This window comes from Halopseudomonas salina, assembly GCF_008641105.1.
Window position 1 is genome coordinate 1 of the sequence record NZ_VTTI01000004.1, and the last position, 22,877, is coordinate 22,877.

Genomic DNA, 22,877 nt, shown 5'->3' on the forward strand with positions numbered 1-22,877 from the left:
GCGCCCGCCGAGATCCATCTGGCCTGGCCAGCTCAGTGTCTCCACGCCCGTGGCCGTTGCCGCGCGGAATGCGTTGCAGTGGAACTCCAGGGCAATATCTTGCGTGGCCGCCAGCCGCCATGCCTTGGACAGCGGCAGGTTCTGGCCGGGCTCACCATCCTTGCTGAACTCAACACCCCGGGCGCGCAGCGCGCCGGCGAGCAGGTCCCGAAACTCCAGCACGATATCGGCCTCGGTATAGCCATTCCCCACAGCACCAGGGTCAGCGTCGGAGTGGCCGGCGCTGATGAAGAGTGTTCTCGTTTGCATGGGTTGCTCCTGAATTGCAGGCATAAAAAAGCCCGCCGAAGCGGGCACATATTGAGTCGGGTTCCGACCGATCAGCAGCCGGAAATAAAAAGTCACCCTAGCCGGAAGAAAGCATCCCGCTCTCGCCAATCTGAGGTACTTATGAACGAACACACACTCAAAAGGCTGATCCTCCTGACCAGGCTCCTCACCAGCCTCATCGAGCTTGCAAAGCACTTATTAACCATTGCACCCCTCATTCAGTCACATAGCGTCACCTGCTCCCTCTAAACGCAGGAGCACTCAGCATGATCTTTAAGAAAGCCACTACGATGTCGACTGGAATGGATCAAGACGCAAAAATTGACCGCGGCCTTCAGTCTGGAGACCGCGTCTTCGTGGAGTCAGACGAGCACCAAGGGCAAATCCAGATAACACTCAAATCACAATCAGGAGCCACCTGGGCCGGGCGAGTCAGCGGCTATTACCCGCCACTCGACGCCTCAGCAGAACCCCAAGACTGCGAGTGGGACAGCCTGCAGGATGTCGAGAAAGATCAGGTCATCCATCACGAATACGGAGGATAAGCCCAGCCGAACAGGCCCGGCTGCAGACCGCCTACGCAGCCGGGCTGCCCAGAATCAAACAGATTGATTTTCCTGCCTCATTCAATATGCTGTACATCCATACAGCATATTGACCAACACTATGATCTTTCTCGTTAGGCGCATGCGAGCCCAGGGCGTACCGCTCACCCCCGACCAACTACGAAAAGCAGAAGAGATCCGCGGTGACGTGCGCATCAACCACGAGAGCTGTGCACTCGGCCGCGCTTCCATCATCGCCATGCTGAAGGGCGCGATGCCGCTGAATGAACCGCAGATACCTGACCTACTGGACGCGAGCGCGCAATCCATGGCGCCCAACGCTTTTGTAATCTCCGGCATTGAGCTCGTCGACGGGGCGGCTTATGCTCAAAGCTGGCTGTGCCGGCCAGAATGAGATCCCGTTCGCAGACAACCGAGCCGGCCGATGGCATGCTCATGCTTTTTGAAAAGGAATTCAGACCATGTTTGCACTCACCCGCCGGATCGGCGAGCGCATTTATATAGGCGACAACGTGATACTTGAGATACTCGACACCGATGGCCAGTGCGCTCGCATTGGTATCGACGCCCCTAGGGAGATCCTTGTATTGCGGGAAGAGCTAATAATCTATGACGATTCGTCCGCATCGCCGAACCAGGACCAGCCGATTACTCAGGCAAAAGGCAAGATTTGACCACGGTCATGCCTTGACCCCGGTCAATCTGCTAGTCAGTTAGAAAAATTTCGTTTCAGCCTCATCTATGAATCGCTCGTAAAACTCGATCCCAAGCTTCCCTAGAATCCGAGGGTCAGCCGAGTTCAAAGGCTTTTCCAGATGGCTAGTTGGCGGGTTATACCACTTGCCGGAATTAACGACGCTTTTTACCAGAAGCCTGGAAGGATAGTGCGTGAGGGTTACAGGATCGCCCTCGTAATGGACAATCTCACCGTTCACTATTTCCAGCCTTTTAATATGGCCTGAGCCGTTCGGAAATCCGAGCCCTGTTCCGCCCGGCCTGTGCTCCGCAAGCTCTTGAATAGAGTGATTATCCGCATCCCGCGCCTGCTTCAGATAGCGAAGCAGCATGTCTTTTTTCCGTAGGTTTTGGGTTCTGCCTTGCCATGGCTGAAACTGATCCCGAACATGCTGACAACCTCTTTCAGCTTTGTTCCAACACTTCTCAAGACAGTTCAAAAGCTGTCTCCAATAGTCTTCATACTCTTCAAAACTTTCCGCATTACTCATGTGCTCGAGCGCATTTTTCGCCGCTCTCAGCTCTGCCCTTGCTGCTTTTAGCATGATTCGTCCACCCGTTTAATATCCAACGAGTATGGGTAGTGGCGAGCTTCAGCGCAAACCAGCCGCTGCAGGATGCAATTAAACCTCATCTGACCTCAACTGCTTGGGGACAACCTGTCCACAGCCCTGCATGCTAGGCTTGCAACTCTGCCACCGCATGGAAGCCCCGCATGAAACGTTTCAAGCTCGCCCTAGCCATTCTTGCCGCCGGTGCCGCACTGCTCGCGCCGATCGCCATCTACATCTGGCACTTTGGCTGGAGGATCACATCAGACCATGGGCAGTGGGCAGAGATGGGTTCTGCTATGGCAGGGATTTACGCACCACTGCTAGGCTTACTTACCCTTGGGATCCTTTGGCAGCAACACCAAACCCTTAAAGCTCAACACACCCTGCAACGGGAGCAGCAATCGTTCCTGCATGAGCAGCACGTACAAAACACGTCACGCGAAAGGCTAGACAATGTTCTTCAAACCCTGCTGAGACGTCTAAGCGAGCAAGACAGCAAGGATGTTATAGGGGCGTACCAGACATTCTCTGACTCAGATATAACCGAGGAATTAACCTCAGGATACAGCTACGGCAAAGCTCAGACGGAACTAACAACTCTATGGATCGCTACCTACAACTGCTTTGCCTTTTTCAAAACGACAGAAGACCCCTTGAGGCTTTGGTTCTATGGAGCCATGCGAGAAAAGATAATGGCTGAGATAGGCATGGCGACGTGCATTACACTGGACTTAATCGCGCTATTGCAAGAAGCCTCTATTTCCCATTACGAGTACTTTACAGAGCTCAACACCCATGTAGCCAAAAAAGCCGAGACCAAACCCGACCAGTTCCCTGCCCACACAAATGGCAATGCATGACCTCGGTCCTGTTTCAGCAACATCCTTTTTTGTCTACGATTTGATTTGATGGGAATGAATCTCTGGGGGACGGATTTCGAATCCGTTTGCACCCCCTATTCTGCGGGACTGCGATATGCTGCAAGGCCCTAGAACCGCATCTATCCTGATGATGCTATAGCGTGCTTAGGGGATTCTGGGGGAATCTATCGCACCAAATTTCCCCCAAGTCAGAGACGTGAACCCCGTCACTCCCCGCCCTACCCGCTTACGCTACTATCCCTGTGCCGTGTTCAAAGGCGGCATCCTTGTTGTGCCGGGTTAAGCAGTCCCGGTTTTTAGGCCTACCCCAGCGCCCGCCGCGCATCCTTCGCATCCATTCCATGCCCTACCATCGCATTGATCGCGAACTCACGGTCCCGATACGGCAGCCCCGGCCCTACGCCGATCTTGACGTGAACCTTGTACGCCTGCAGCTCCAGCTGGATGCGTGCCATCTTGATCCGGCACAGCGCGTTATGGGTCCATGGCCCGAACAGAGCAACGCCGAAGAACTTACGCGGCCCCCGGCAGCGTGTAGTCGATCCGGATCGCTTCAAGCTCTGCCATGGTAGTGGCCCGCCTTATCGCGTCATCAATCGCCTGCCGCCGCCCAACCAGAAATGCACTGGCCTGGGCGAACAACTGTACTTTGGCGACAGTGCGCTGCAGGTACTCCGCGCGCGGCACTCCGCGCACCTGGGCAGCAATGTCGATCCATGGCGTAGGTGCGGCATGGTCCGCCTGCCATGCCAGTGCCTCGGCCCGCTGCCGCTCCCAGCTGCTGATTTCGCTTGGCGGGTAGTCTGCGGTCAAGGCCAGCATGGCCTGCTCAAAAAGTGAGTTATTTTTTTCTATCGTTTGCGTCTTCATCGACTGAAATGGGCTGTACTGTGCTTGAGCCTGTTCAAGAGATTCTTGGGGCACATCAGCCACAAACAGAACATTTCCTGACAACCAGTATTTTTCAATATCTGGCTGGCCTGCTAATACGGCTATACCTGAACAGTGGTCAATATCGGTCAGTACGATGCTCGCCATCATTATCCTACCCTCGCCATCCAGAGCATCGGAGAAAAATCCAATACCATAACCTGTAAGGTACTGCCGGAATCTTGGAATGCCTGGCATGTGATGTAGTCTCCAGCCGCTAAAGTAACGACAGAACTACAAACAAGCCCAGTAGGAGCAGTGGGTACAGTTACAGGTGAAATATCTTGCCGCACTATGTCAGAGCTGCCGTTCTTCTGAACCCGGAGCACTCGACGTCCTGAACTGCTAGCCGACAAAAAGACACCCGCACCGATGATATATGCTCCGCCCTGGCCTGCCGGGACCGTAAGGCGTCCGGGATTTGACGCTGGATTATGTATCTCACCACCGGCTTCATGCACTGTGGTGTTTAGCGTGACCTCAGTGAATGTTCCGCTTGGAACACTTACGTTTGCCGAGTTGGTCGCTTTACCATAAACCGCAGTAAAACCACCGCCGCCACCGCCGCTACCCAGATCCGATAGCGCCGCCAGGTTTATCCATGTTACATCCCCCAAGTAACGCCACTGGAGGTGGGTCCCGTCGTTGCGAAGCTCGACTTCTCGTCCATCCTCTCCGGCAGGACCTGCGGAGCCTGCTGGGCCTTGAACACCTTGAACACCCTGCGGGCCCTCGGGCCCGGTCGGCCCGGTCGGCCCCACTTCGCCCTGGATGCCCTGCGGCCCGGCTGGCCCTTGCGGGCCTGATTCACCGTCTTCGCCCTGTATACCTTGCGGGCCCTGAATGTTTCCAGCATTGACCCAGTCAGAAGACGCAGTCGCCCACACCCAAAGGTCGCCATTGATGATATAGGCATCGCCTTGGATGCCTGTGCCGGGTAGCTCGGCGATCGAATCCAAACTACCCAGTATTGCGAGGCCCGCACCGGTTTCACCTTGCGGACCTTGCGGGCCAATCGGCCCCTCCGGACCTGGGGGGCCGGCTTCACCCTGCAAACCCTGAGCACCTGGCGGGCCTGCTGGCCCAACTGGTCCTTCCGGGCCCGGCAGACCCTGTGGTCCTGGCGCGCCCTGCGCACCATCAGCACCCGCCGGGCCCTGGGCCCCAGCCGGACCCATCGGGCCTGCTGGTCCGGCTTCGCCGGGCGGACCTTGAAACGGTGTGCCGTCTGACCATCCGCCACCAGCGATCCGGAAGTACAGCATCCCGTTGTCCGTTGCCAGGTACGAGAAGTTCAGATCCTCGCCGTCGTGTGCGGAGCGATCAGCGAGCAGCCCAGTGGCGTCGACCTGGAAGGCCGGGCCGGGTTCGCCTGCTGGCCCGGCAGGCCCACGGTCCCCACCAATCACAGCAAAGCCCTGACAGGTGGCCGGAGCAGTTCCTGCCGCAATGGCAGTCACCTTGCCCGCATAAACCCGCAGCACGTCAGTCGATCCCAGCTGCACGTCGAGCGTGTACTCGAGCGCGCTCCACTCCAGCGCCTCGGTCTGCTCATCGGTCAGCACCACATCTACCCAGCCACCCGCATCCACGGTCACCGGCAAGGTGCCCACAGCCGCGCCCTTCTCATACAGGGTCAGCTCTGCAGTGGCACCGGTCAGCGGCAGGGGTGGGTAGTACACGATCTGGCCGCCAGAGGCCTTGCTGCCAGTGGCATTGATGGTGCTGATCTCCAGCGTTTCGGCATCCACCATCCGCGCGAAGTGCGGCCTCTCCTGAGGCAGCGCACGGTTCAGGGCTGGCAACTGGCGGACCAGCTCGATCCAGATCGGCCAGTCGGTCGGCAGTCCGTGGTCTACGGTCAGGCGCAACGGGGCGGTGGGGCTGATGGTGGTGATATCGCGGTATTCGGGCGTCGGCTGCATGACGCGCAGAAGGGCACGGAAGGTCGCGCCCTTATGAATCACAAGTGCGAGCTGGGTAGGCTGCATGGGTGTCTCCGTTACTGTAGGCGGGTTGTTGCTCAGTTGGGTTGCGGGTCCGGGGGCGTCAGGGCAAACCACGCAGAGTCCGAGGTCAGTAGGAACAGGCCGAACGACACCTCGGTAGAGGCGCTACTCAATACAACTCGGCCATAGAAATAATCGCTGCTGGGAGTGATGACCAAGTCCCCGTTCAGGTCGTTACCGCTTTGAAATGCCGGCCCACCCAGAATAGAAATCGGCCCCCCGGTTAGTCGCAATCGAAGATCCCCAGCTTCGGCGCCGCCCGACACATACAGATCGAACGAATGACCCTGCCCCGCAGACGGGACAGGCAGATCCAAAACAACATCACCCAGGCCCATAAATACGCATACGTTGGCAGCGCCCGCGGGCACGGCAAAAGTACCGGCCTCCTCGTCTACCAAAATCGCAGGCGATCCTGCGGAGGCGCCGCCCTGCTGTATCAGCTCAGCAAATGCCGCCGTCACAGTGCAAGCAATTACGGTATCCGCCGCCCAGCTGCCAGGCGTGACAGTGCCCTCGCGAGCGCGTGAGCCAATCGTCAGCACCCCGCCACTCTTGCCGGTGATGCGCAGGATCTCAGGGGCGTCACCGTTCGGGTCAATCGTCAGGTCGTAGTAATCGCCAGAGGCAAACGTCAGCTTGTCCGCCTGGGCGGTGGGCACGGTCAGGGTGTTGTCTGTGCTGGCCAGGGGCGCGCTCAGCACAGTCGCCCAGTTGTTCGCGAATTTCTGCATGGTTATATCCAGTTGACGGGCGTGGGGGCGGCGATGATGATCTGCCCGGTTTTGGGGTTGTAGCTGCCGTACTGCAACAGGTTGGTTTCGGACCAGGTGCCGGTGCTGGTTTTGAGTCCGTCTGGCGTCAGGGCGCCGACATAGCTGCCGGCGGTGCTGGTGCTGCGCGTGCTGAGGCCCATGCAGTTGTTGCTGAACAGGTCGAGCAGGTACTGCACGTTGATTTCAGAGCCCAGCTGCGAGTCTTTCGGGCCAGCGAATACCTGCGCGATCGGGCGACGGCTGAGGTTGTCGCCGGTCAACAGCGCCCCAGGCGGCCTGCCTAGATTCTCCAGATCCTGGCCGCCGACCGTTGCTGTCTCGCTGCCCACCAGATACACATTGCTGACCACATCGCCAGACACGGTACTGGTCACGCTGCAGGGCAGCGGCTGAATCCAGTTCTGCGCAGCGCCCTCTGTTTCAAATACCGCATCCGTGTTGGCCACCCTGGTACCAGCCAACTGAGCCAGGCCCAATACCTCTATCTGAGTGGTGCCGTCTGTGCGCTCAACCTGCACGCGCTGGGTGGCGGTCTCCCACTGAAGGCCGTTGTTCGTAACCTGACTGACCAGCCCGAGGTGGAAGTAAACCGGCACCGGGGTTTCATCAGCAAAGCGCACAGCCCACATCCAGCGGTAATGCTCGGTGTACTCGCCGGCGCGGGGTACGTCCGTGCCGCCACCGGGCCCGGTCAGCACCTCGGTTGCAAAATCATAGGTCACGCGGTCGCCCACATACACCCCGTCTTCCGTCGCCGGGGAGCGCGCCACTTCAGGGCCCAGCACATAACCCAGGATACGGTTATCAATGGGCGGCTCGGTGAATATGCTGGCTGGCCGAATGTCCGCGATGTCATAAAGCAGGCTGACGTTCACCAACAGATCGGCGCCGGTACCCGTCACGCTGCACAGGTAGAAACGGTAGGGCCGCGGCTTCTTGTCCAGAGGTGAGACGTTGGCGCTTTGATACGCTGCCAGGGCCAACACGGCATGCCGGCCAGTGGAGCTGACGCTATGCAGGCGCAATACACCGTTGGCGGATGAGCGCAGGTCAGCAAACACCTTGGCCGCATCTGCCCCTGTTGCACGACCATAGCCCAACGCAAACCCCTGCACCTTCTCCTGCGGCTCTACATGCCACTCGCCAAAGCGCCGGGTAACAAACTCGCCCACCGTGTCCGAGGCACTCACCACCGCATTGCGGATATGAACACGCCAGCGGCTGCCGTCCTCGGCCTGGTAGATCCAGCCTCGCAGCGCCTGGCCGTACAAGCTGGCACCGGTAATCAGCGCCTGCCCGGCCCACCACTCGCCGCCAGGGGGCGCAACAGCCTCTTCTTCCGGTGTGATGGGGTCAATACCCGGCACGGTGATCAGATGGGTATCGCCGGGGCCGGCGTAAATGTCGGGGCCTACGGTGTCGATGGGTTGCGGGTAAGGTCGTGTGCTTTCATCAGTAAGGGTGATGGCGCCATTCGCGACGGGGCCATGCCAGGGCCACATCAACGCCCGCCTCATGGCGTAGGCTCTGGCGGGTGCGGATCAGCCAGCTGCACCTGGAACGGATTGCCGCCGCCGTCTGTCATCTGCAGCATTTTGATCTGCGGCAGCGCAAACAGGCCGTCACTGCTCAGTAGCGGGGCGTAGTATTCGCGCTGGTCGATGTCCAGTTCCTGCAGGGGGCCGGCAATGCCTCCCTGCCCGCCTGTGCCGGGCTGTTGGTTCACCTCGCTGTAACCGCGACGCTGGGGGATGCCGCCGCGGGGCTCTTCGCGCTTGAGTGTGGGGAGCGGCTTGCCAGGGTTGGCCATGTCGAGCAGGTTCTGTACCAGCTCGCCCGCCTTGCGCTGATGGCGAGCATCAAGTCGTTCCTGTATGCCGTCCGCCCGCGCATTGGTGCGACTGCTCAGGCCGTTGGAACGCGCGCTGAGGCGCTCACGAATGCCCGTGGATCGTTCAGTAGGGGTAGCCATTTATATCTCCAGCACATCAACAGGGGGCGCAACGCGGATAACTACGGCGCGCTCCGCGGTGATTTCGTCCCGCCATTGCTCAGGTATTTCCGGTGCGTCAATCGCAAAGCGGCGGGGGTAGCGATTCTCCGGAGGCCAGGTGCCAATCGAGTAGCTGCCGGCAAACCCGGGCATCTCCTCGTTATAGGGCGGGCTGGACGAATCCTTGATCAGTTGCGTGGGCAGCACCGGGTTGATGATAGGCGCTACCACGTCCACAAACTCCGGAGGATCTGGCGGGGCCAGCACATCAGCCACCGCTTCCGCCTCACCGCGGCTCACAGCCAGGGTGATGGTCAGCATGGCTGAGCCGGTCTCCTGGTCGCCTTCAGCGGTTAGCCCCACCACAACGCCCGTCGCAGTGGCGCGGTCAGCCAACCTGATGCCTTGGCCGATATCCACGTCCAGCGCATGGCCTAGTGGCACTTGCCAGCTCACGCGGTTACCCCGTTGAGCCTGCAGCAGCTGCGACCTGGCGCGAGCCAGCGCGGTGTTGATTGCCACATCAAGCCGGGGCTGATCGCGGCGCGGCAGCTGATCGATAGGCTCGTCGCCTGTTACCGCGGCAGGATTAGTGCGGCTGGACTCCCACAGCGCGTCCGCATCCGTGTCGGTATCCAGCACCACGCGGTCACGGGTGATGACCTCTCCCACCGCCGCCACGGCGGCCGCAACCTCCAACCGGAACCGGTAAGCCTCGACGGCGCGCTGGCTCCAGCGGAACGCCGTGGTGAAGTCAGCCCCCAACAGCAGATCAATATTTTTGTTGTACCAGGGCTGCGGCAGCTCTGGCAGGTCACCGGGCAAGCGGTACCAATCTGACGCGGTAATAAACCACCCTGCGCTCTCGACCGCGTCCGTCACCATTTGAATGTCAGGCAGCTCTGTACTGTCGGCACGCCATGCGTTAAAGCCGGTGATGCTGGTATTGCCGCCCGTCGCGGGGTTCAGCCAGCTATAGCTCTGCCCGCGCTCTCGGTACCGGGAATACCGGTAGTCCATCTCCAGCTCGACCACGTTGGTGGTGTCGCTCAGGCTGGCCAGCGATATATCCAGGCTCTGGTATGCCGTGCTGCCGGGGGCGAACTCATAGGCAGTGCCCGCCGGGTACCACTCCACAATGCGCGGCTGCCCGTCCCGCCCAGCGCACAGGCTGGCGGTGCGGGTGCTCAGTCGCTCCTGCGCGTACTCCCAGCGCGAACGTCCGGCGGTTTCTTCAAATACATCCACGGACCATTGGCCCGCTACCAGCGCGTCGATCAGCTCAATCGGCATGGCCTCGATGGTGTCAGCCAGGCGCGTGGTGGCCGTGCAGCTGAGCACGCGGGTGAGCACATCGAACTCGGGCTGCACCAGTGAGCCAGTGAAAAGCCGCACAGCCAACACCGGATCGCCCATCACCACAAAGTCCAGCGTCACGGCCATGCCGGCGTAATCCGCAATAGTCACAGGGTCCGGGCCAAGCCACAGATCAAACGTGGCTACCCGGTCGCCATCCTCTACGGCCTCGATCCGCATTGGCCCGGCCAGGGTGGCCGATACATCAACGCCCGCCAGCGTGGCGGCCCAGCGCCAGGTAAAGCTGCCACCTGGTTGGATGGTTATGGTTTGGCTATCGCTTACGGCAACAGAATTGAGCGGCGCGCTGTTGAGCGGGAGGCTGTTCAGCATGCGTTACACCTCAAGGCAGATCAGTTGCCAGTCATTGGTTCGGGTTTCACTGCTTTCAGTCGGGCGGCGGCAGCGCACGGTAAAGCGAGGCAGCCAGCCAATGCTGTACTGCACGGCATCCGCCACAGGCGTGATGGTTGCCACGCGACCATCCATGGTGACCGGCGTGCGCTGCTCGCGGCCATCCTCCAGCAGGGCATCGCACCACACCGGCGCATCGGGCCTCACCTCGGTGGTCAGCGTAGCTGTCAGGCTGGCCGTGTTCAGGCGCATGGCCTTGATGCTCCACAGGTCCAGGTCAGAGCGGAAGTCCACACCCTCAAGCCCCGCACCCATCAGCCCGCTACCACTGATCGAGATGCGCATCTTTTCCCAGTGCGACATCTCCACCAGCTTGCCCTCGCTCAGGCGCACGCTGGAGGTACCGCCCTCTGGCTCATAGGTCACGTTTGGCCAGCCGCTCTGGTGAGCTATTCGCACACCGCCCAGCATCAAGTGGTACATGCTCACCCCTTTCTCAGTTTCGCGAGCCGCACATAGGTGGCCAGTTCGTCCAGGCCGCCCTGCTGAAACCGCGCATTCACCTGCCGACCGTCCGGCAGGTATATAGCCGCGCCGGCGGAGAAGTCGTTCTCGGCGGCATCCATCGCGGCGGAGGTCAGGCCCATGTCATCCTGCGTGGCACGCAGCCCTTTCAGCACGCTGGCCAAGCGCTGGCTGGCATCAGCCGTGAACACCCGCTCGCCACCGCCAAAGGCCACCAGCTCCGGCCCGCGCTCACCCACCCAGGCAAGACCGGGCGGAGCGCTGGGGGTGCCAGTGGCATAGCCCTTGGGGTTGGTGGTGCGATCAGGCGTGAGATTCCACGTAGAAGACTCAGGCACCGCCAGCGTGGGGGTAATAACGAATGCATCACCCAGCAGCTTGCCCAGCTTGCTCAGTTGGTCTTCCAGGGTCTTGATCGCCTCCGGAGACATATACGGCTTGATCTCCAGATCGGTCAGATCCTTCAACTCTTGCAGCTCGGCCTTGATCGCCTTCAGCTTCTCGTCAGCATCGGTCTGCTGAAACTTGTTTGCGCTCAGCTCAATGTCCTGCAGCTCCTTCGCAAACCCGGCAAAGCCGTAAGTGTTCTCCCCGGCCTGCTGCAGCTCCAACAGCATCTTGAGTGCGGCCTGCGCTTGCCGTTGGGCGTCCTCATAGTCCCCGGCCTGCAGGGCGTTGCGGGCGTTCACCTTCAGCTTCTGGGCATTGCCATAGCTGGCCTCACCCGCCCCGCCACCGGCGAGCTGGTTCAGCGCCTCGGCATAGCGCTTCTCAATATCCAGGCGCTCGTCGCGGTACTTCTCCACGTCCTTGTTGGCATCGCGCTCAGCATCGGTCAGCTCTTTGATCTTGCCCTTGGCCAGCTCGACCATGTCGGTATAGGCTTTCTTCTTTGCCTCGGTGCCACCAACCACCGCAGCCGTGGAGCGCCTCTCGCTCTGCTCGAGCTGGTCGGCTACGCTGGACGCCGTCTCGCCAACCTGTTCATAGGTGCCGTCCCACAGCTTGGCAATCTTGCCCATCATCTCGCCAGTGGCCTGGGCGTTGTCTTCCCCGATCTGCCGCATGATGTCCGCAGCTTCGGTAAAGTCCCCTTTTGCTGCGGATACCGCGGCTGCTGCCGTACCACCAATGAATCGCCCCAGGGCGCCGAAGCCATCACCAGCGATGAGTACAGCGGTACCCAAAACCTTGATTACCGCGCCAAGCAGCGCGGCAACCCGGGTGGCGATCTTTCCCTCGCGCGATGTGTCAACCAAAACCCCGGTAAACATGTTCATCGCAGGGCCCAGCTCTGCGGTCAGTTGCTGCCCCAAGCCTTCAGACACAGCGCTCGCCGTATTAGCGGAACGCTCGAACGCCTTGGCGCCCTGCACCACGTCCTCACTCATCACCAGGCCAAGCTCTCTGGCCTGCTGTGCCAGGCGCTCATACTCTTTGCCGTTGTCGCGCAGCAGGGGCAGCAGCAACGCCGCATCACTGGCGATCGCCTCCATGTAGAACGTCATCTCGTTCTGCGAGACGTTGGCCTTCTCCAGGCTGGATACATACAGCTGCAGCGCATCCGGGCCGCTCAGATCGCGGAACTGGTCAGCCGTCACACCCACCTGCGGCGCGATGCTCTCGAAGAAGTCAGCCAGCGGCCCGCCACCGGTCTGCAGAAAGTCGCCTACCTTGTCGCGCACATCCTTGAAGATGTCGCCCAGCTTGTCCGCCTCGATGCGCAGACCTTTAGAAGCAAACGCCCAGCCCTGAAACTTCTCCGCAGTAGTGCCCGACAGCTCCGCCAGTCGCACCATCTGGCCGGTCGCCAGAGCGTTCTGCTTGACGAATAAAGACACAGCGCCCACCGAGAATGCAGCCAGCAGCGAAAGGCCTGCTTTCTTGGCCTTGGAACTGAACCGGTCCAGCTGGCTGTCTGCCTGTTTGAACGCGGGGCCGGCGGTGTTCTTACCGTCCACCACCAGCTGCACGCGGGCCTTTTTGCTCATTTGAGGAGTTCCTGCAGTGTGTTCTTGAGGCGGCTTGGTTTGGCCCTGGCCGACGCGGCCACCAGGATGGCGTCATGCCGGCGGTGGCGGTCGTGGCTGGCGATGGCTTTCTGGAATCCTTCAAGCTGGTCTAGCGTGTACCCCTTCACTTCCGCGAGTGGGTGGCCACGCTCGATCAGCTGCTGGACAACGTAGAGCCAGCCAACTGGCTTGCCGCCTGAACCAGGGCTTGGTCGAAAAAAGAGGAGTTCACCTGTATCACCGCAAACATCAGGCTCACGGCTGCAGCGGCAGGCAAGCGCCTGCGCCGCCAGCGGCCCAGGCTTGTGCAGCTGCCCAGCACAACATCCAGCGCGCCGGACTGCCGGGCGTAGGCGTAGATCTGCGCCGGGGTCGCGTTCTGCAGCATGCTCAGCAGCTCCCCGGCTGCCTTGCCGAACGCCTCAAAGTGCTCGAGCGTTACCGGCCTCACCGTCACCTGCGTGGCGCCCATGGGCACCGTCACAGGTTTGGGGAACAACACACTCAACTCGCTCATGCCTCAACCACCTCATGCTCGATGGTGTAGAACGCTGCATCGCCTGCTTCAAAAATGTTCGGGTCAGGCAGCAAGCGGATGCTCACCGGGATCACACCAAACTCCGCGCCCTGGGTGATGGGCATACCGCCGTTCAGGTTGATGCGCGCATAGAAGCACTTGATGCGGCGCTTCTCGTTCGCACCGCCCTCGTTCACCTGGCCGAACATCACCCGGTAGAACTTGCGGCCCTGGGTGAATGGCTTGATCAGATCCACAGTGGGGTAGCTGTAGGTAACCAGAATCGGCAGCTTCTTGCGGCCATCGGTGCCAGCCACCTCGGCAGCAATCGCCGTGGCCAGCGTCCCGCCAGCCAGAATGCGCAAGCCGCCCGGCATCACGGAGTAATCCACCCCGCGGGTGTACTCTGTAATACCATCTGCGCTGGTCACGTCGGTAACCGCCAGCGGAATGTGATCCAGTACAATATCGCCGCCCACGTAGGCGTCCTGCTCTTCGTCTACCACGTTGCCGCTGGGCACCCGCTCAACCGAGCCGTACAGTGCAATGGCAGCCGCGCGCGGGCTGAAGTCAACCGCCTCGCCAGTGATGTTGATGGCAGAGGTAGAGGTCACCCCGTCAAGCTCCGGCAGGCCGATGCGGGTCGGGTTGGGTACGTTGATCTCCGTGGTCTCACCCTCGGCGCTCACGTTCTGCAGCTTGAATATCTCCTCAAGCCCCCAGCTGGGGTACGGCGCCACACTGGTATGGCCGCGGAAAAGCTGTGTGTAGAGTTGGTCCATGTGTTTCTCCTGGCCTGCGGCCTATCGGTAGGTTTCGCTGTACAGCACAGCGAGGGTGATGATCAGGCGCATCGTCGTCACGCCATCAACGGGGTACTGCGGTTCTGCTTCATCCTCACCGTCGTCCAGGCCAGGGAAGCGCTTGTCTACATCCACCTCGTTAAAGCCCATGGCGCGCATCACATCCAGGTGTACGCGGTCCATGTCAGAGGTGGGTGCAGCTTTTGAAAACGTGACCTCGATCGCATAGGCCCGGCGGCGCAATGCCTGCCGGCCTGCAGTGTCTTCGCGGGTGTCGCGCAGCATGCGGTACTGGATGTACGGCGTTTCAGCACGATCACTGGGGCGGTCCAGCGGGCCATATATCTGGCGGATGTCAGTGAAGTAACCAGCCGCCTGCGAGATGCCGGCCAGCCGATCGCTCAGAGCGTTGTCCAGCTCCGTGGCTTTGGTCATGGGAACTCCAGGCAATAAAAAACCCGCCGGGGCGGGTTTGGGGTTTATCGTGCTGCGCTCGGGCTAGTAAAAGCTGTTCTCAACGCACCAGTCATAAGTCTCTCGCTTGAACGTATCGATCTGCTCTTGTCGCTCAAGAGACGTGGGGTGCCTAGGGCGTTTGTAAGCCGAGGTGACAAGCGTGCTCAATATCTCATCGCTGTGCTCACCATTCCCTTTCACGGCGGAAATAGCATTAGCCATCGGCATTCCACCCTGGTGGCCAGTCATGATGGCCCCGCCCAGCTCCTGCATGATCTCGCAGGATTCAGCACCACCAGACCGGGCAGTCGCAGCGGCACGGGATCGCAATGCCTCAGCAGAGATGGCGGAAGGCGGCGTTGCGCTTGCGCCGGAGTACTGGTTGAAGCTGGAGATAGCGCTTCCAAAAAACGTAACGAGCAGGAAGACGATGAATGCCGCAAGCATCATCGCTGGTAGAGCTGCCAAGATGATCTTGGTCATCAGCCATATCAAGCTAAAGAACGGTATTTGCACACCCGTCACAACAACTTCCCCGTCGATCGCAACAAGCTCATTGTCGTTGCTTACAGCACGCGGGGGCGAAGGCCTTGCAGTCGCCGCCATTTGCGAAGCGATTGAAGGGCCTTGCGTGACTCCTCCTTTACCGTTTCTCTGCGCCTGAACTTTGGCATATACCACACCGCATTTAGGGCAGATGCCTGGGCTTTCGGCCTGCTCGGCCATAGTGGGTTCATAACGGCACTTCGGACATTCCATAGTCATTTCTCCCTAGTCAACTGAGGAAGACTATAGCCCGCACGAAGAACCCAGTCACTTCCGTCTGGTCGGAGTGCGGATCCCCTTGGCTATCTCAGCCTGCAGCCGCCGGTCAAACTCGTTTACCAGGATCGTCTGGATCTTACTCAGCCGCGCCCCGGTCATCATCAGATGAAACCAGTACGCCACCGATGGCCCCAGCGCCGGCTCCGGCTTGGCGGTGCCATACCGATATGTGCGCTGCGCACCGCCCAGCTTACCTACACTGGCCGTGCGGCGGCTCTCGGTACGCAGCGGCTTACGCTTGCTGCCCTTGGGGTTAACAAAGCCCGCCGCGATCTTGCGGCCGGTAATGCCCTGCACCCACACAATGGCCCGCGTAGGGTCCACCGCGTTGAAGCCCCACTTCTTGTACTGCTCCACCAGCACGCCAGAGGAGGATGGAATAATGCGGGCGTTGGTACGCTTGCTACCGGCCCGCTTAATGATCAGCCTGCGGTTAATGTTGCGACGGCCGCCACCAATAATGCGAGACAGGTCAGGCAGCAGTTCGGTCTTACGCACCGTCGTCACAGTAGTGTTGCAGGTGCCGCGCACCACTGGATCAATGCGGCGGTTCAGCTTGCCCAGATCCTCCCGCGCCTGCTGCACATTCCGAGTGGTGAGGGTCACCTTCACGTCACACGCTCCAGCCACACCCCGCGCACCACGCCGTCATCGCTGCGGTCGTCGTAGTCAACCACCCGATAACTCACCGAGCCCACCTCCAATCCGTCACCCGGCTCAGCGCGGCCCGTCTCGATCAGGGCCAGCTCGGCGCGTGTCTTGTAGCCCACTACCTGCTGCATGGTGTCCAGTACCGGGGCCTCATGCTGCAGGAAAACCCGGCAACAGCGGATCCCGCTGCTGTCCGACATCAGCTGCGCGGGCTCGCCAATCAGCTCGGTGGCAGCGATCTGCACCTCCACCCCATCGCCCATCACATCGCGCACGTTATCGATGTGCAGCAAACGCCCACCCGCCTCCAGGTACCGCCCCTGCAGCAACCGCTCATCCCACCACGCCCGCACGGTCACCTGCGCACTACTGCGCAAACCCACCGGCGCCGGGGTAGCACCCTCCTTCGCCCGTATCCCCACCCACAGCCAGTCAATGGTAACGGGCTGCAGGTCGGGGTTCAGCTCGAGGAGGTTGGCGGGGGTGTTGAGGTTTCCGGCTCTCATCCAATATTCACCCAGCGGTAAGGGCCCCAAAGGGCGTTGGTTGCCTGCGGCATCACAGCCACAATCGTGCCAAGCACCACAGCCTCGCGGTTGCTGTACCACTGCCCAATCAGCAGCAGCGCACCCTGCTCGATCGCCTTGTTAAGCACGACCTCATTCGTCACGGGGTCGGGCAGCTCCTCTGCCGTGGCAACCAACTTGCGGTTGGTCTGATCGTCAAACGCCTGCACAGCGGCCTCAACCAGGGCCGCGATGTATTCGTCTTCCTGGTCATGCCTTACCCGCAGGTGCGCCTTCACCGCGTTGATGTTCAGCATCACTTGGCTCCGGCATCAGCCTTGGCGGGCGCTTTGTTTTTGGCGGGCGCTTTGCTTGGTTGAATGGGGGGCTCAGTGGCTTTGCTTGGGGCGTTTGCATTGGCTGCTTCCTCCTCGGCCTGACGCTTCTGCTCGGCTTCGGCCGCCGCCTTGGCGGTGGCTGCTTCCTCCTCGGCTTGGCGCTTCGCCTCAGAGTCATCAACAATCCCCATCTCCCGGGCAACCTGCGCTGCCCGTTCAGGCAGTTCATGCTCGCCCGGCTCAAGCTCGATCACCTTCATTCCATCGGGGGAATACTTGAACGCGGCCAGCAGCACTACGAGTGTCTTTTTCATGATCGGACCTCAAATGAGAAAGGCCCCGATTAGGGCCTTTCTGCTTACGGTTGCTGGACCTTAGATCGCGACCTTCATCAGCTTGATGGCAGTGCTGTCCATCAGGCCGCCACCCACACGCTTGGTGGTGTAGAAGTGCACGTAAGGCTTGTTGGTGAAGGGGTCGCGCAACACGCGGGTGCCTTGCACGTCCGCGATGGTGTACGCCCGGCGGATGTCGCCGAAGGCCAGAGGCAGCGAGTCAGCCGCAACATCGGGCATGTTCTCGTCTTCCTCGTAGCGATAGCCCAGCAGGATGCCCGGCTCTCCTGCTTCCAGGCCGGGGCGCCACAGGTAGTTGCCTTCGGTGTCCTTCAGCTTGCGCAGCGCAGCCAGCGTCAGGCCGTTGCCCAGCCATACCGCGTTGCGACGGTAGCCGCGCTTGAGGCTGTGCACCAGGTCAATCAGGCGATCCGGATCGCTCAGCGCAGCAGCTGCACCGGAGGTGACGAACTGGATGGTGCCGAACGGGCGAGTACCCGCTTTGTCGGTAGTCGCCGCGCTGGGGTAAGCCAGAATGCCCTTGGGCTTCTTCACGCCGTCACCGGTCACGTATGCCTCGCCTTCCTGCTCAGCGAACTCGATCGAAAGCTCCTCAGAGAGCCATCCTTCGACGTTGAAGAAAATGTCATCCAGCGACTTCTGGGTGACCGCCGGGTTGGCATAAATCTCACCAAAGAACGGGGCGATCTGTGCGAGCTTCGGTGAGGTGGTCTCAGGGCGCGCATCTGTCTCGCCGACCCAGCCGGAGCCAGCGCCACCGATGTTCACCAGCTTCTTGTACTCTTCAGTACCCACGGTGATGACGTTGGCCAGCATGCGCATGGTGCTGGCATCGCGCTCAAGCTGTGTGATGTTGCGATCCAGCTCTTCGGGTACTGCGAAGCCGCCGTCCTCGTTGGTGCCGAGATTGATGGCTTTCTGCTCGAGCTCGCGCAAGCCGTCGTCGCGGCCCTTGCGCACGTAGCCCTCGAACGCCTTGCGATGTTCAGCAGTCGTCTCGGTATCCGCACCCGAGGTACCGGGGCGGTTCTTTTTCTTCAGGTTGTCTTCGGTGGCTTTCTTGAACGCTTCCAGCTCGGTGAGCTTGGCGTTCAGCGCATCCACCTTGCCTTCCATCAGGGGGTCCGGCGCGCCCTTCGAGAGCTTCTCCAGCCGTTCGTCGTTCGACTTCTTGAATTCCTGGAAGGCGGCGCCCAGTTCAGTCAGCGCGGTACGCAGTTCGCCATGGCTATCGCCACCGGCTTCACGGCGGCGCATGCCACCGAGGTGGGCCACGCCAACGGAGCGGGCCAAGGGGTTTGGGGTTTGCATAGGGTTCAACCTCTTAACTGTGATGTAAGTTTCTGAATATCGCTGAGTAGGTCATCACCGCCTGCATCACGCAGATTGAGCGCCTTGTAGCCGTCAGCCATGAGGGCCTTGGCTTCGGTTCGGGAAAGTCCGGCGTCACGCAGGAACTTCTCGAATTGACGTGGCCCTTGCAGAGCGTGCTTCACCGTCTCTACTCGGGCTGCGTCGTTGGCGGGGAATGTCACCAGTGACACTTCCCACAAGTTGATATTCTTGAGCCGGAACACGCCGGCCTTGTTATCCCACTCGGCACCGCCGGGGGGAATGTCGTAGCCGATCGACAGGCCAGTGATACTGCGCGCCTTCAGGTGCGCATAGGCGCGTTTGGCCAGCGGGTCGTCATCAATCAGCAGCCGGCCTTCTACGTAGAGGCCCACATCGTCCTCTTCCATTTTGGTGTAGATACCAATGGGCTCATCGAACTTGTGCTGCCATAGCATGGCCGGCTGGCCACCGCGCTCCTTCCAGGCATCAAGCGAGCCCTGAAAAGCGCCCTTGTGCACCACGTCTGAGTAGCTGTCGACCACGTCAAACACAGAGCCGTAGCCGGCAAAGGTGCCGTCATCGTTGATGCTCTTGAGCTTGAATGGCGTGGCCAGGTGCTTGCTAGCGGTCGCTGTTTTGCGATTCATTGGCGGTGCTTCCATTGATGTTCATGTTGGTGGGTGTGAGGTAGATATCCCCACCCTCCCGCGGGTTGCGGTCCTCCAGCTCCAGTACGTCGTTGGGGCTGAATGCGCCGATGTAGACCATGTCCTTGTAGAACTGCGCACGCGCTTTCATGTCGCCACGCACCAGAGCGTTCATGTTGAACTTGGCGAAATGGTCTTCCTCGTCCTGCTCGTTGAGCAGGCTCACGCGGATCTTGTGCTCGATGCGCGTCACGATCGGCATTAGCGCATCGGTCACGTACTCCAACGCCTGGTGCTCGATGTTGTTATTGGTCGAGCGCTCCAGGTTGGCGATCTTGTGCGGCGGTACCCGCATCAGCCCGCAGAGCTGAGTGTCGGTGTACTTGCGCCCCTCTAACCATTGGGCGTCGGAGTTGTTCATGGTGATGGAGGCCCACTTGATGCCACCCTCCAGGATCGCCACCTTGTGGGCGTTATCTGTGCCCTGGTGCATCTCGTTCCAGCTGTCCTTGATGCGCTTGAAGGTGTCATCCTTCAGCACCTGCTCGGTCTCAAGCACGCCGCCTGGCTTAGCACCATTGACGAACAGCTTGGCCCCGTGGCGCTCCGCTGCCACGCCGAGTCCTATCGTCTCCCTGGCGTACTCCAGAGCGCCCACGCCCTTGTAGCCATCCAGCGTCAAGGCACGAACGTGGAATATCTCGTCCTGGGTGAACACGTCCGTCTTGCCGTTGGCGAAGGTCACCTGATACACCAGCGACCAATCCTCGCGCAGCTTCGGCACTACCGAGCCAGGGTTGAGCGGTAGCAGCTCAACCACCTCGCCACCCACCATGTTCTTCCAGGCGTAGAAATTGCCGCGCATCACCTGGTGCGCGGTGCACATCTCCCAGAACTCCTGGGCGGTCATGTAGTCGTTGGGGCGCCGGCTGATCAGTCGGTGCACCTTGTGCCCGCTGGCCACGTCAGAGCCGCGTCCAGGGCGCTGCTTGTGCAGCTTGCACGGCAGCTTGCCAACATCCTCGGACAGCACCTTGATGCAGGCGAAGAACACCGCATACCGCAAGGCTGTTTCAGCATTCACATGCACGCCAGATAAAGCCATGCTGCCGGCGGCGATCATGTCCAGCAGATCGCGGGAGGTCATCGTGTCCGTGCTTTTACGCCGGAACGGGTTAAGTCGTTTGAGCATGCTCACGTTGTTCTGATGCCTCTGGATTCGTAAGCGGAGTTCACGTCGTCAAGCTCTTCGATCGCAGCCATCAACCTGTTCAATGCGTTGAGCAGTGCTGCTATCCCATCGATTCGCTCCGTGCTCTTGCCTTTGTGTGGGCGGTAGTTGCCGTTGCTGTCACGCAGCAAGGCCACGTTCTCAGCGTTCCAGCGCAGCACCGGATGGCCGCCATGGCGTAGTGTCTTGCCCAGCAGCAGGCCCTCAAGACGCTTGGTGGGCGCGCTGAGGTTGCCGAAGTTCTGAGCAAGCTTGACCATCTCGCGGCCGTCGTTGATCAGCTGCGATACCAGGTGCGTGGCGTTCCATGGGTCATAGCCGATCTCCTGCACATCGAAGCGCTCGGCACTTTCGTTGATCACGTGGCGCACGCGCTCGTAATCCACCACGTTTCCGGGGGTGGCCTCCAGCGCCCCGCTGGCTGCCCATAGCGGGTAGGCCACGCGGTCAGCCTTCGCACGCCGATCCATGTTGGCTTCGGGCACAAAGAACCAGGTCAGCACGTAGATCAGCGGATCCTCAGGGATCGGCTCAAACACCAGCACGTACGCGGTAAGGTCAGTCTCGGTCGAGAGGTCCAGCCCGCCGTAGCACTTGCGGCCAGTGAGCATCTCGATATCGAATGCTTCACCGCAGGGATCCCACACGCCCTTCACATCCAGCCAGCGATCATCCTGCTGGCACCAGATGTTCAGGTTCTTGGTTAGTACGTTGACCTGCTGGCCGATGATCTGCTGGGCCAGAGTCACCTGCTCCCGCAAGTAGCTCAGCCGGATCGATACGCCCAGGTTCGGATTGGCCTTGCACCACAGCCGCTCGTCGGTCCAGTCGTCGCCCTCGTCCAGGGTGTAGATCACGCCGCCAACGCTGTCGTTGACGATCCGGCCTTCCAGGATGTCGATCAGCAGCTGGTGCTGCTCATAGCAGATCCCGTTCTGGTTAAAACCAGCGGTGGTGATCGCAGTCAGCATCGGCTCTCGCCGAGCACCCATCGCCGAGATGATCACGTCCCACATCTCGCGGGTGCGGTGCGCGTGCAGCTCGTCCAACAGCGCGCCGTGCGGATCCAGGCCGTCTAGTGTCTTGGCGTCGGCACCCAGCGGCACAAACTCATTGGCGGTACCGGGTACAAACAGCCGATTGCGATAGCTACGGAACAGGCGCTTCAAGCCAGGCGCAAACTGCACCATCAGCTCTGCGTCGCCGTGGGTGATCTTCGCCTGCTCCAGCTTGGTCGCGGCGGTATACACCTTCGCACCTGGCTCGCCATCGAACGCCGAGAGGTGCAGGCCGATGCCAGACAGCTTGGTGCTTTTGCCGTTCTTGCGGGCAACCTCTTCATACCACTGGCGGAAGCGGCGGGTACCATCGGTCCGCCGCCAGCCGAACTGCACAGCCAGCCAGAACTGCTGCCAGCATTCCAAATCAATCGGCTTGCCCGTGTGTTCGCCGCGGATATGCCGCAGGAACTTCGGGAAGAACTCAATGATGTACTCGGCACGGGACGGGTCGAACCACAGGCCCCGCTTGGCGCCCTTCTTCAGGTCCTGGTAGTGGCGCTTGACCGACAGGAACGTCAGCCGGCCAACCAGTATCTTGCCCCGCAGAACCGCGACCCCGTACTCATCCCAGGGGTGCAGCTCTTTGGGGATTAGCTTGGTCGCCCCTGCATAAAGCTTCGGATCTCGTCTAAGAACAGGTCGCCTTGCTCTGCGCCTTTTTCCAGCGCCTTGACCTTCGCGAAGGTCGGTATCGTCAGGCAACAAGACGGTAGCCATCGCAGCAGCTCCCTTTCCTGTCTATCGACGTAGTGCACCAGCTGGTGTGGTTGCTCATAGCCGTTCGGTGTTTTCACCTGAAAGTTTCCGTCGTTCTCCTCCAGGTACTTGTCCAGCAGCTCGATCGCCGTCAGCCAGCGCCGGTACTTTTTCACAATCACAGAGATCGCCAGTCCGGCGGTCATGTGCAACAGCCCAGCCTTGCGCAGCTGGTCACAGATGTAATCCCAGACCCTCAGTTCATCGGGCGAGAAATCAATCGGGCAATCCGGCGACTGAACCTCGTTTGAGGTCGCCGCGACCGCGTGCTCACTGCCCGCCGCCTGGACTTCAATAGGTAAGTCGCTCATAGTCCGGGGTCTGGTTAACCCCCCCCCTGTTTGAATTTCCGCCGTGCGGCGAAACATGGATCC

Annotated in this window: 28 protein-coding genes; 4 read left to right on the forward strand and 24 right to left on the reverse strand. The window is 60.5% G+C overall.

Annotated features, from left to right (window positions below; all coding sequences use genetic code 11):
• Positions 1 to 309 (reverse strand): N-acetylmuramoyl-L-alanine amidase (locus FZF01_RS07285; protein ID WP_190325445.1); only part of this gene is annotated, 309 nt, incomplete at its 3' end.
• Between the two features lie 287 nt (positions 310 to 596).
• On the opposite strand from FZF01_RS07285, the gene FZF01_RS07290 reads away from it, so the two are divergent.
• The 3 genes from FZF01_RS07290 (at position 597) to FZF01_RS07300 (ending at position 1,570) form a co-directional block, all read left to right on the forward strand.
• Positions 597 to 875 (forward strand): hypothetical protein, encoded by a 279-nt coding sequence (locus FZF01_RS07290; protein ID WP_150277503.1) that lies wholly within the window; start codon positions 597 to 599, stop codon positions 873 to 875.
• Between the two features lie 121 nt (positions 876 to 996).
• The gene (locus FZF01_RS07295; protein WP_150277504.1) at positions 997 to 1,290 is read left to right on the forward strand and encodes a hypothetical protein; all 294 of its coding nucleotides are present in this window, start codon (positions 997 to 999) and stop codon (positions 1,288 to 1,290) included.
• A 67-nt stretch (positions 1,291 to 1,357) separates the two neighbouring features.
• The gene (locus tag FZF01_RS07300) at positions 1,358 to 1,570 is read left to right on the forward strand and encodes a carbon storage regulator (protein ID WP_150277505.1); all 213 of its coding nucleotides are present in this window, start codon (positions 1,358 to 1,360) and stop codon (positions 1,568 to 1,570) included.
• A gap of 39 nt (positions 1,571 to 1,609) precedes the next feature.
• Here FZF01_RS07300 and FZF01_RS07305 read toward each other — a convergent pair whose 3' ends face one another.
• On the reverse strand, positions 1,610 to 2,176 hold the full coding sequence (locus FZF01_RS07305) for a hypothetical protein (protein WP_150277506.1): 567 nt from the start codon (positions 2,174 to 2,176) through the stop codon (positions 1,610 to 1,612).
• A gap of 170 nt (positions 2,177 to 2,346) precedes the next feature.
• Here FZF01_RS07305 and FZF01_RS07310 point away from each other — a divergent pair, with 170 nt between their 5' ends.
• Positions 2,347 to 3,045: a hypothetical protein gene (locus tag FZF01_RS07310; RefSeq protein ID WP_150277507.1), complete on the forward strand. Its 699-nt coding sequence runs from the start codon at positions 2,347 to 2,349 to the stop codon at positions 3,043 to 3,045.
• 323 nt (positions 3,046 to 3,368) lie between these two features.
• Here the strand turns inward: FZF01_RS07310 and FZF01_RS07315 are convergent, their stop codons facing one another.
• The 22 genes from FZF01_RS07315 to FZF01_RS07420 form a co-directional block, all read right to left on the reverse strand.
• Entirely contained in the window at positions 3,369 to 3,623 is a 255-nt protein-coding gene (locus FZF01_RS07315) for a hypothetical protein (protein WP_150277508.1), read from the reverse strand.
• Positions 3,580 to 4,194, reverse strand: coding sequence for a hypothetical protein (locus FZF01_RS07320; RefSeq protein ID WP_150277509.1), 615 nt, complete (start codon positions 4,192 to 4,194; stop codon positions 3,580 to 3,582). Before FZF01_RS07320 ends, FZF01_RS07315 begins: the two co-directional genes overlap by 44 nt.
• On the reverse strand, positions 4,107 to 5,987 hold the full coding sequence (locus tag FZF01_RS07325) for a collagen-like domain-containing protein (protein WP_150277510.1): 1,881 nt from the start codon (positions 5,985 to 5,987) through the stop codon (positions 4,107 to 4,109). Before FZF01_RS07325 ends, FZF01_RS07320 begins: the two co-directional genes overlap by 88 nt.
• 32 nt (positions 5,988 to 6,019) lie before the next feature.
• On the reverse strand, positions 6,020 to 6,739 hold the full coding sequence (locus FZF01_RS07330; RefSeq protein WP_150277511.1) for a hypothetical protein: 720 nt from the start codon (positions 6,737 to 6,739) through the stop codon (positions 6,020 to 6,022).
• Positions 6,740 to 6,741: 2 nt separating this feature from the next.
• Entirely contained in the window at positions 6,742 to 8,283 is a 1,542-nt protein-coding gene (locus FZF01_RS07335) for a hypothetical protein (protein WP_150277512.1), read from the reverse strand.
• An 11-nt stretch (positions 8,284 to 8,294) separates the two neighbouring features.
• The gene (locus tag FZF01_RS07340) at positions 8,295 to 8,753 is read right to left on the reverse strand and encodes a hypothetical protein (RefSeq protein ID WP_150277513.1); all 459 of its coding nucleotides are present in this window, start codon (positions 8,751 to 8,753) and stop codon (positions 8,295 to 8,297) included.
• Positions 8,754 to 10,463 (reverse strand): hypothetical protein, encoded by a 1,710-nt coding sequence (locus tag FZF01_RS07345; RefSeq protein ID WP_150277514.1) that lies wholly within the window; start codon positions 10,461 to 10,463, stop codon positions 8,754 to 8,756. It lies immediately after the preceding gene.
• 3 nt (positions 10,464 to 10,466) lie between these two features.
• The gene (locus tag FZF01_RS07350) at positions 10,467 to 10,967 is read right to left on the reverse strand and encodes a hypothetical protein (protein WP_150277515.1); all 501 of its coding nucleotides are present in this window, start codon (positions 10,965 to 10,967) and stop codon (positions 10,467 to 10,469) included.
• Positions 10,968 to 10,969: 2 nt separating this feature from the next.
• On the reverse strand, positions 10,970 to 13,000 hold the full coding sequence (locus tag FZF01_RS07355) for a BAR domain-containing protein (protein ID WP_150277516.1): 2,031 nt from the start codon (positions 12,998 to 13,000) through the stop codon (positions 10,970 to 10,972).
• 175 nt (positions 13,001 to 13,175) lie between these two features.
• Positions 13,176 to 13,538 carry a hypothetical protein gene (locus FZF01_RS07360; RefSeq protein WP_150277517.1) on the reverse strand — a complete coding sequence of 121 codons (363 nt, stop codon included), beginning with the start codon at positions 13,536 to 13,538 and terminating at the stop codon, positions 13,176 to 13,178.
• A complete protein-coding gene (locus FZF01_RS07365; RefSeq protein ID WP_150277518.1) occupies positions 13,535 to 14,320 on the reverse strand; it encodes a hypothetical protein in 786 nt (261 codons plus the stop codon). Before FZF01_RS07365 ends, FZF01_RS07360 begins: the two co-directional genes overlap by 4 nt.
• Positions 14,321 to 14,341: 21 nt before the next feature.
• Entirely contained in the window at positions 14,342 to 14,776 is a 435-nt protein-coding gene (locus FZF01_RS07370) for a hypothetical protein (protein ID WP_150277519.1), read from the reverse strand.
• Positions 14,777 to 14,839: 63 nt separating this feature from the next.
• On the reverse strand, positions 14,840 to 15,556 hold the full coding sequence (locus tag FZF01_RS07375; RefSeq protein WP_150277520.1) for a hypothetical protein: 717 nt from the start codon (positions 15,554 to 15,556) through the stop codon (positions 14,840 to 14,842).
• 54 nt (positions 15,557 to 15,610) lie between these two features.
• Positions 15,611 to 16,234: a hypothetical protein gene (locus FZF01_RS07380; protein WP_150277521.1), complete on the reverse strand. Its 624-nt coding sequence runs from the start codon at positions 16,232 to 16,234 to the stop codon at positions 15,611 to 15,613.
• A complete protein-coding gene (locus tag FZF01_RS07385; RefSeq protein WP_150277522.1) occupies positions 16,231 to 16,779 on the reverse strand; it encodes a hypothetical protein in 549 nt (182 codons plus the stop codon). The genes FZF01_RS07380 and FZF01_RS07385 overlap by 4 nt, the downstream gene beginning before the upstream one ends.
• Entirely contained in the window at positions 16,776 to 17,096 is a 321-nt protein-coding gene (locus tag FZF01_RS07390) for a head-tail connector protein (RefSeq protein WP_150277523.1), read from the reverse strand. Before FZF01_RS07390 ends, FZF01_RS07385 begins: the two co-directional genes overlap by 4 nt.
• Complete coding sequence (locus tag FZF01_RS07395; RefSeq protein WP_150277524.1) at positions 17,096 to 17,431, reverse strand: hypothetical protein; 336 nt, start codon at positions 17,429 to 17,431, stop codon at positions 17,096 to 17,098. Before FZF01_RS07395 ends, FZF01_RS07390 begins: the two co-directional genes overlap by 1 nt.
• 60 nt (positions 17,432 to 17,491) lie before the next feature.
• Entirely contained in the window at positions 17,492 to 18,784 is a 1,293-nt protein-coding gene (locus FZF01_RS07400) for a phage major capsid protein (protein WP_223825437.1), read from the reverse strand.
• Between the two features lie 5 nt (positions 18,785 to 18,789).
• Positions 18,790 to 19,455, reverse strand: a complete 666-nt coding sequence (locus FZF01_RS07405) for an HK97 family phage prohead protease (protein WP_150277525.1) — start codon at positions 19,453 to 19,455, stop codon at positions 18,790 to 18,792.
• Positions 19,430 to 20,602 carry a phage portal protein gene (locus tag FZF01_RS07410; protein WP_188434289.1) on the reverse strand — a complete coding sequence of 391 codons (1,173 nt, stop codon included), beginning with the start codon at positions 20,600 to 20,602 and terminating at the stop codon, positions 19,430 to 19,432. Before FZF01_RS07410 ends, FZF01_RS07405 begins: the two co-directional genes overlap by 26 nt.
• A 47-nt stretch (positions 20,603 to 20,649) precedes the next feature.
• Positions 20,650 to 22,452 (reverse strand): terminase large subunit, encoded by a 1,803-nt coding sequence (locus tag FZF01_RS19560; RefSeq protein ID WP_223825455.1) that lies wholly within the window; start codon positions 22,450 to 22,452, stop codon positions 20,650 to 20,652.
• The gene (locus FZF01_RS07420) at positions 22,338 to 22,814 is read right to left on the reverse strand and encodes a P27 family phage terminase small subunit (RefSeq protein WP_150277528.1); all 477 of its coding nucleotides are present in this window, start codon (positions 22,812 to 22,814) and stop codon (positions 22,338 to 22,340) included. The genes FZF01_RS19560 and FZF01_RS07420 overlap by 115 nt, the downstream gene beginning before the upstream one ends.
• Between the last annotated feature and the right edge of the window lie 63 nt (positions 22,815 to 22,877).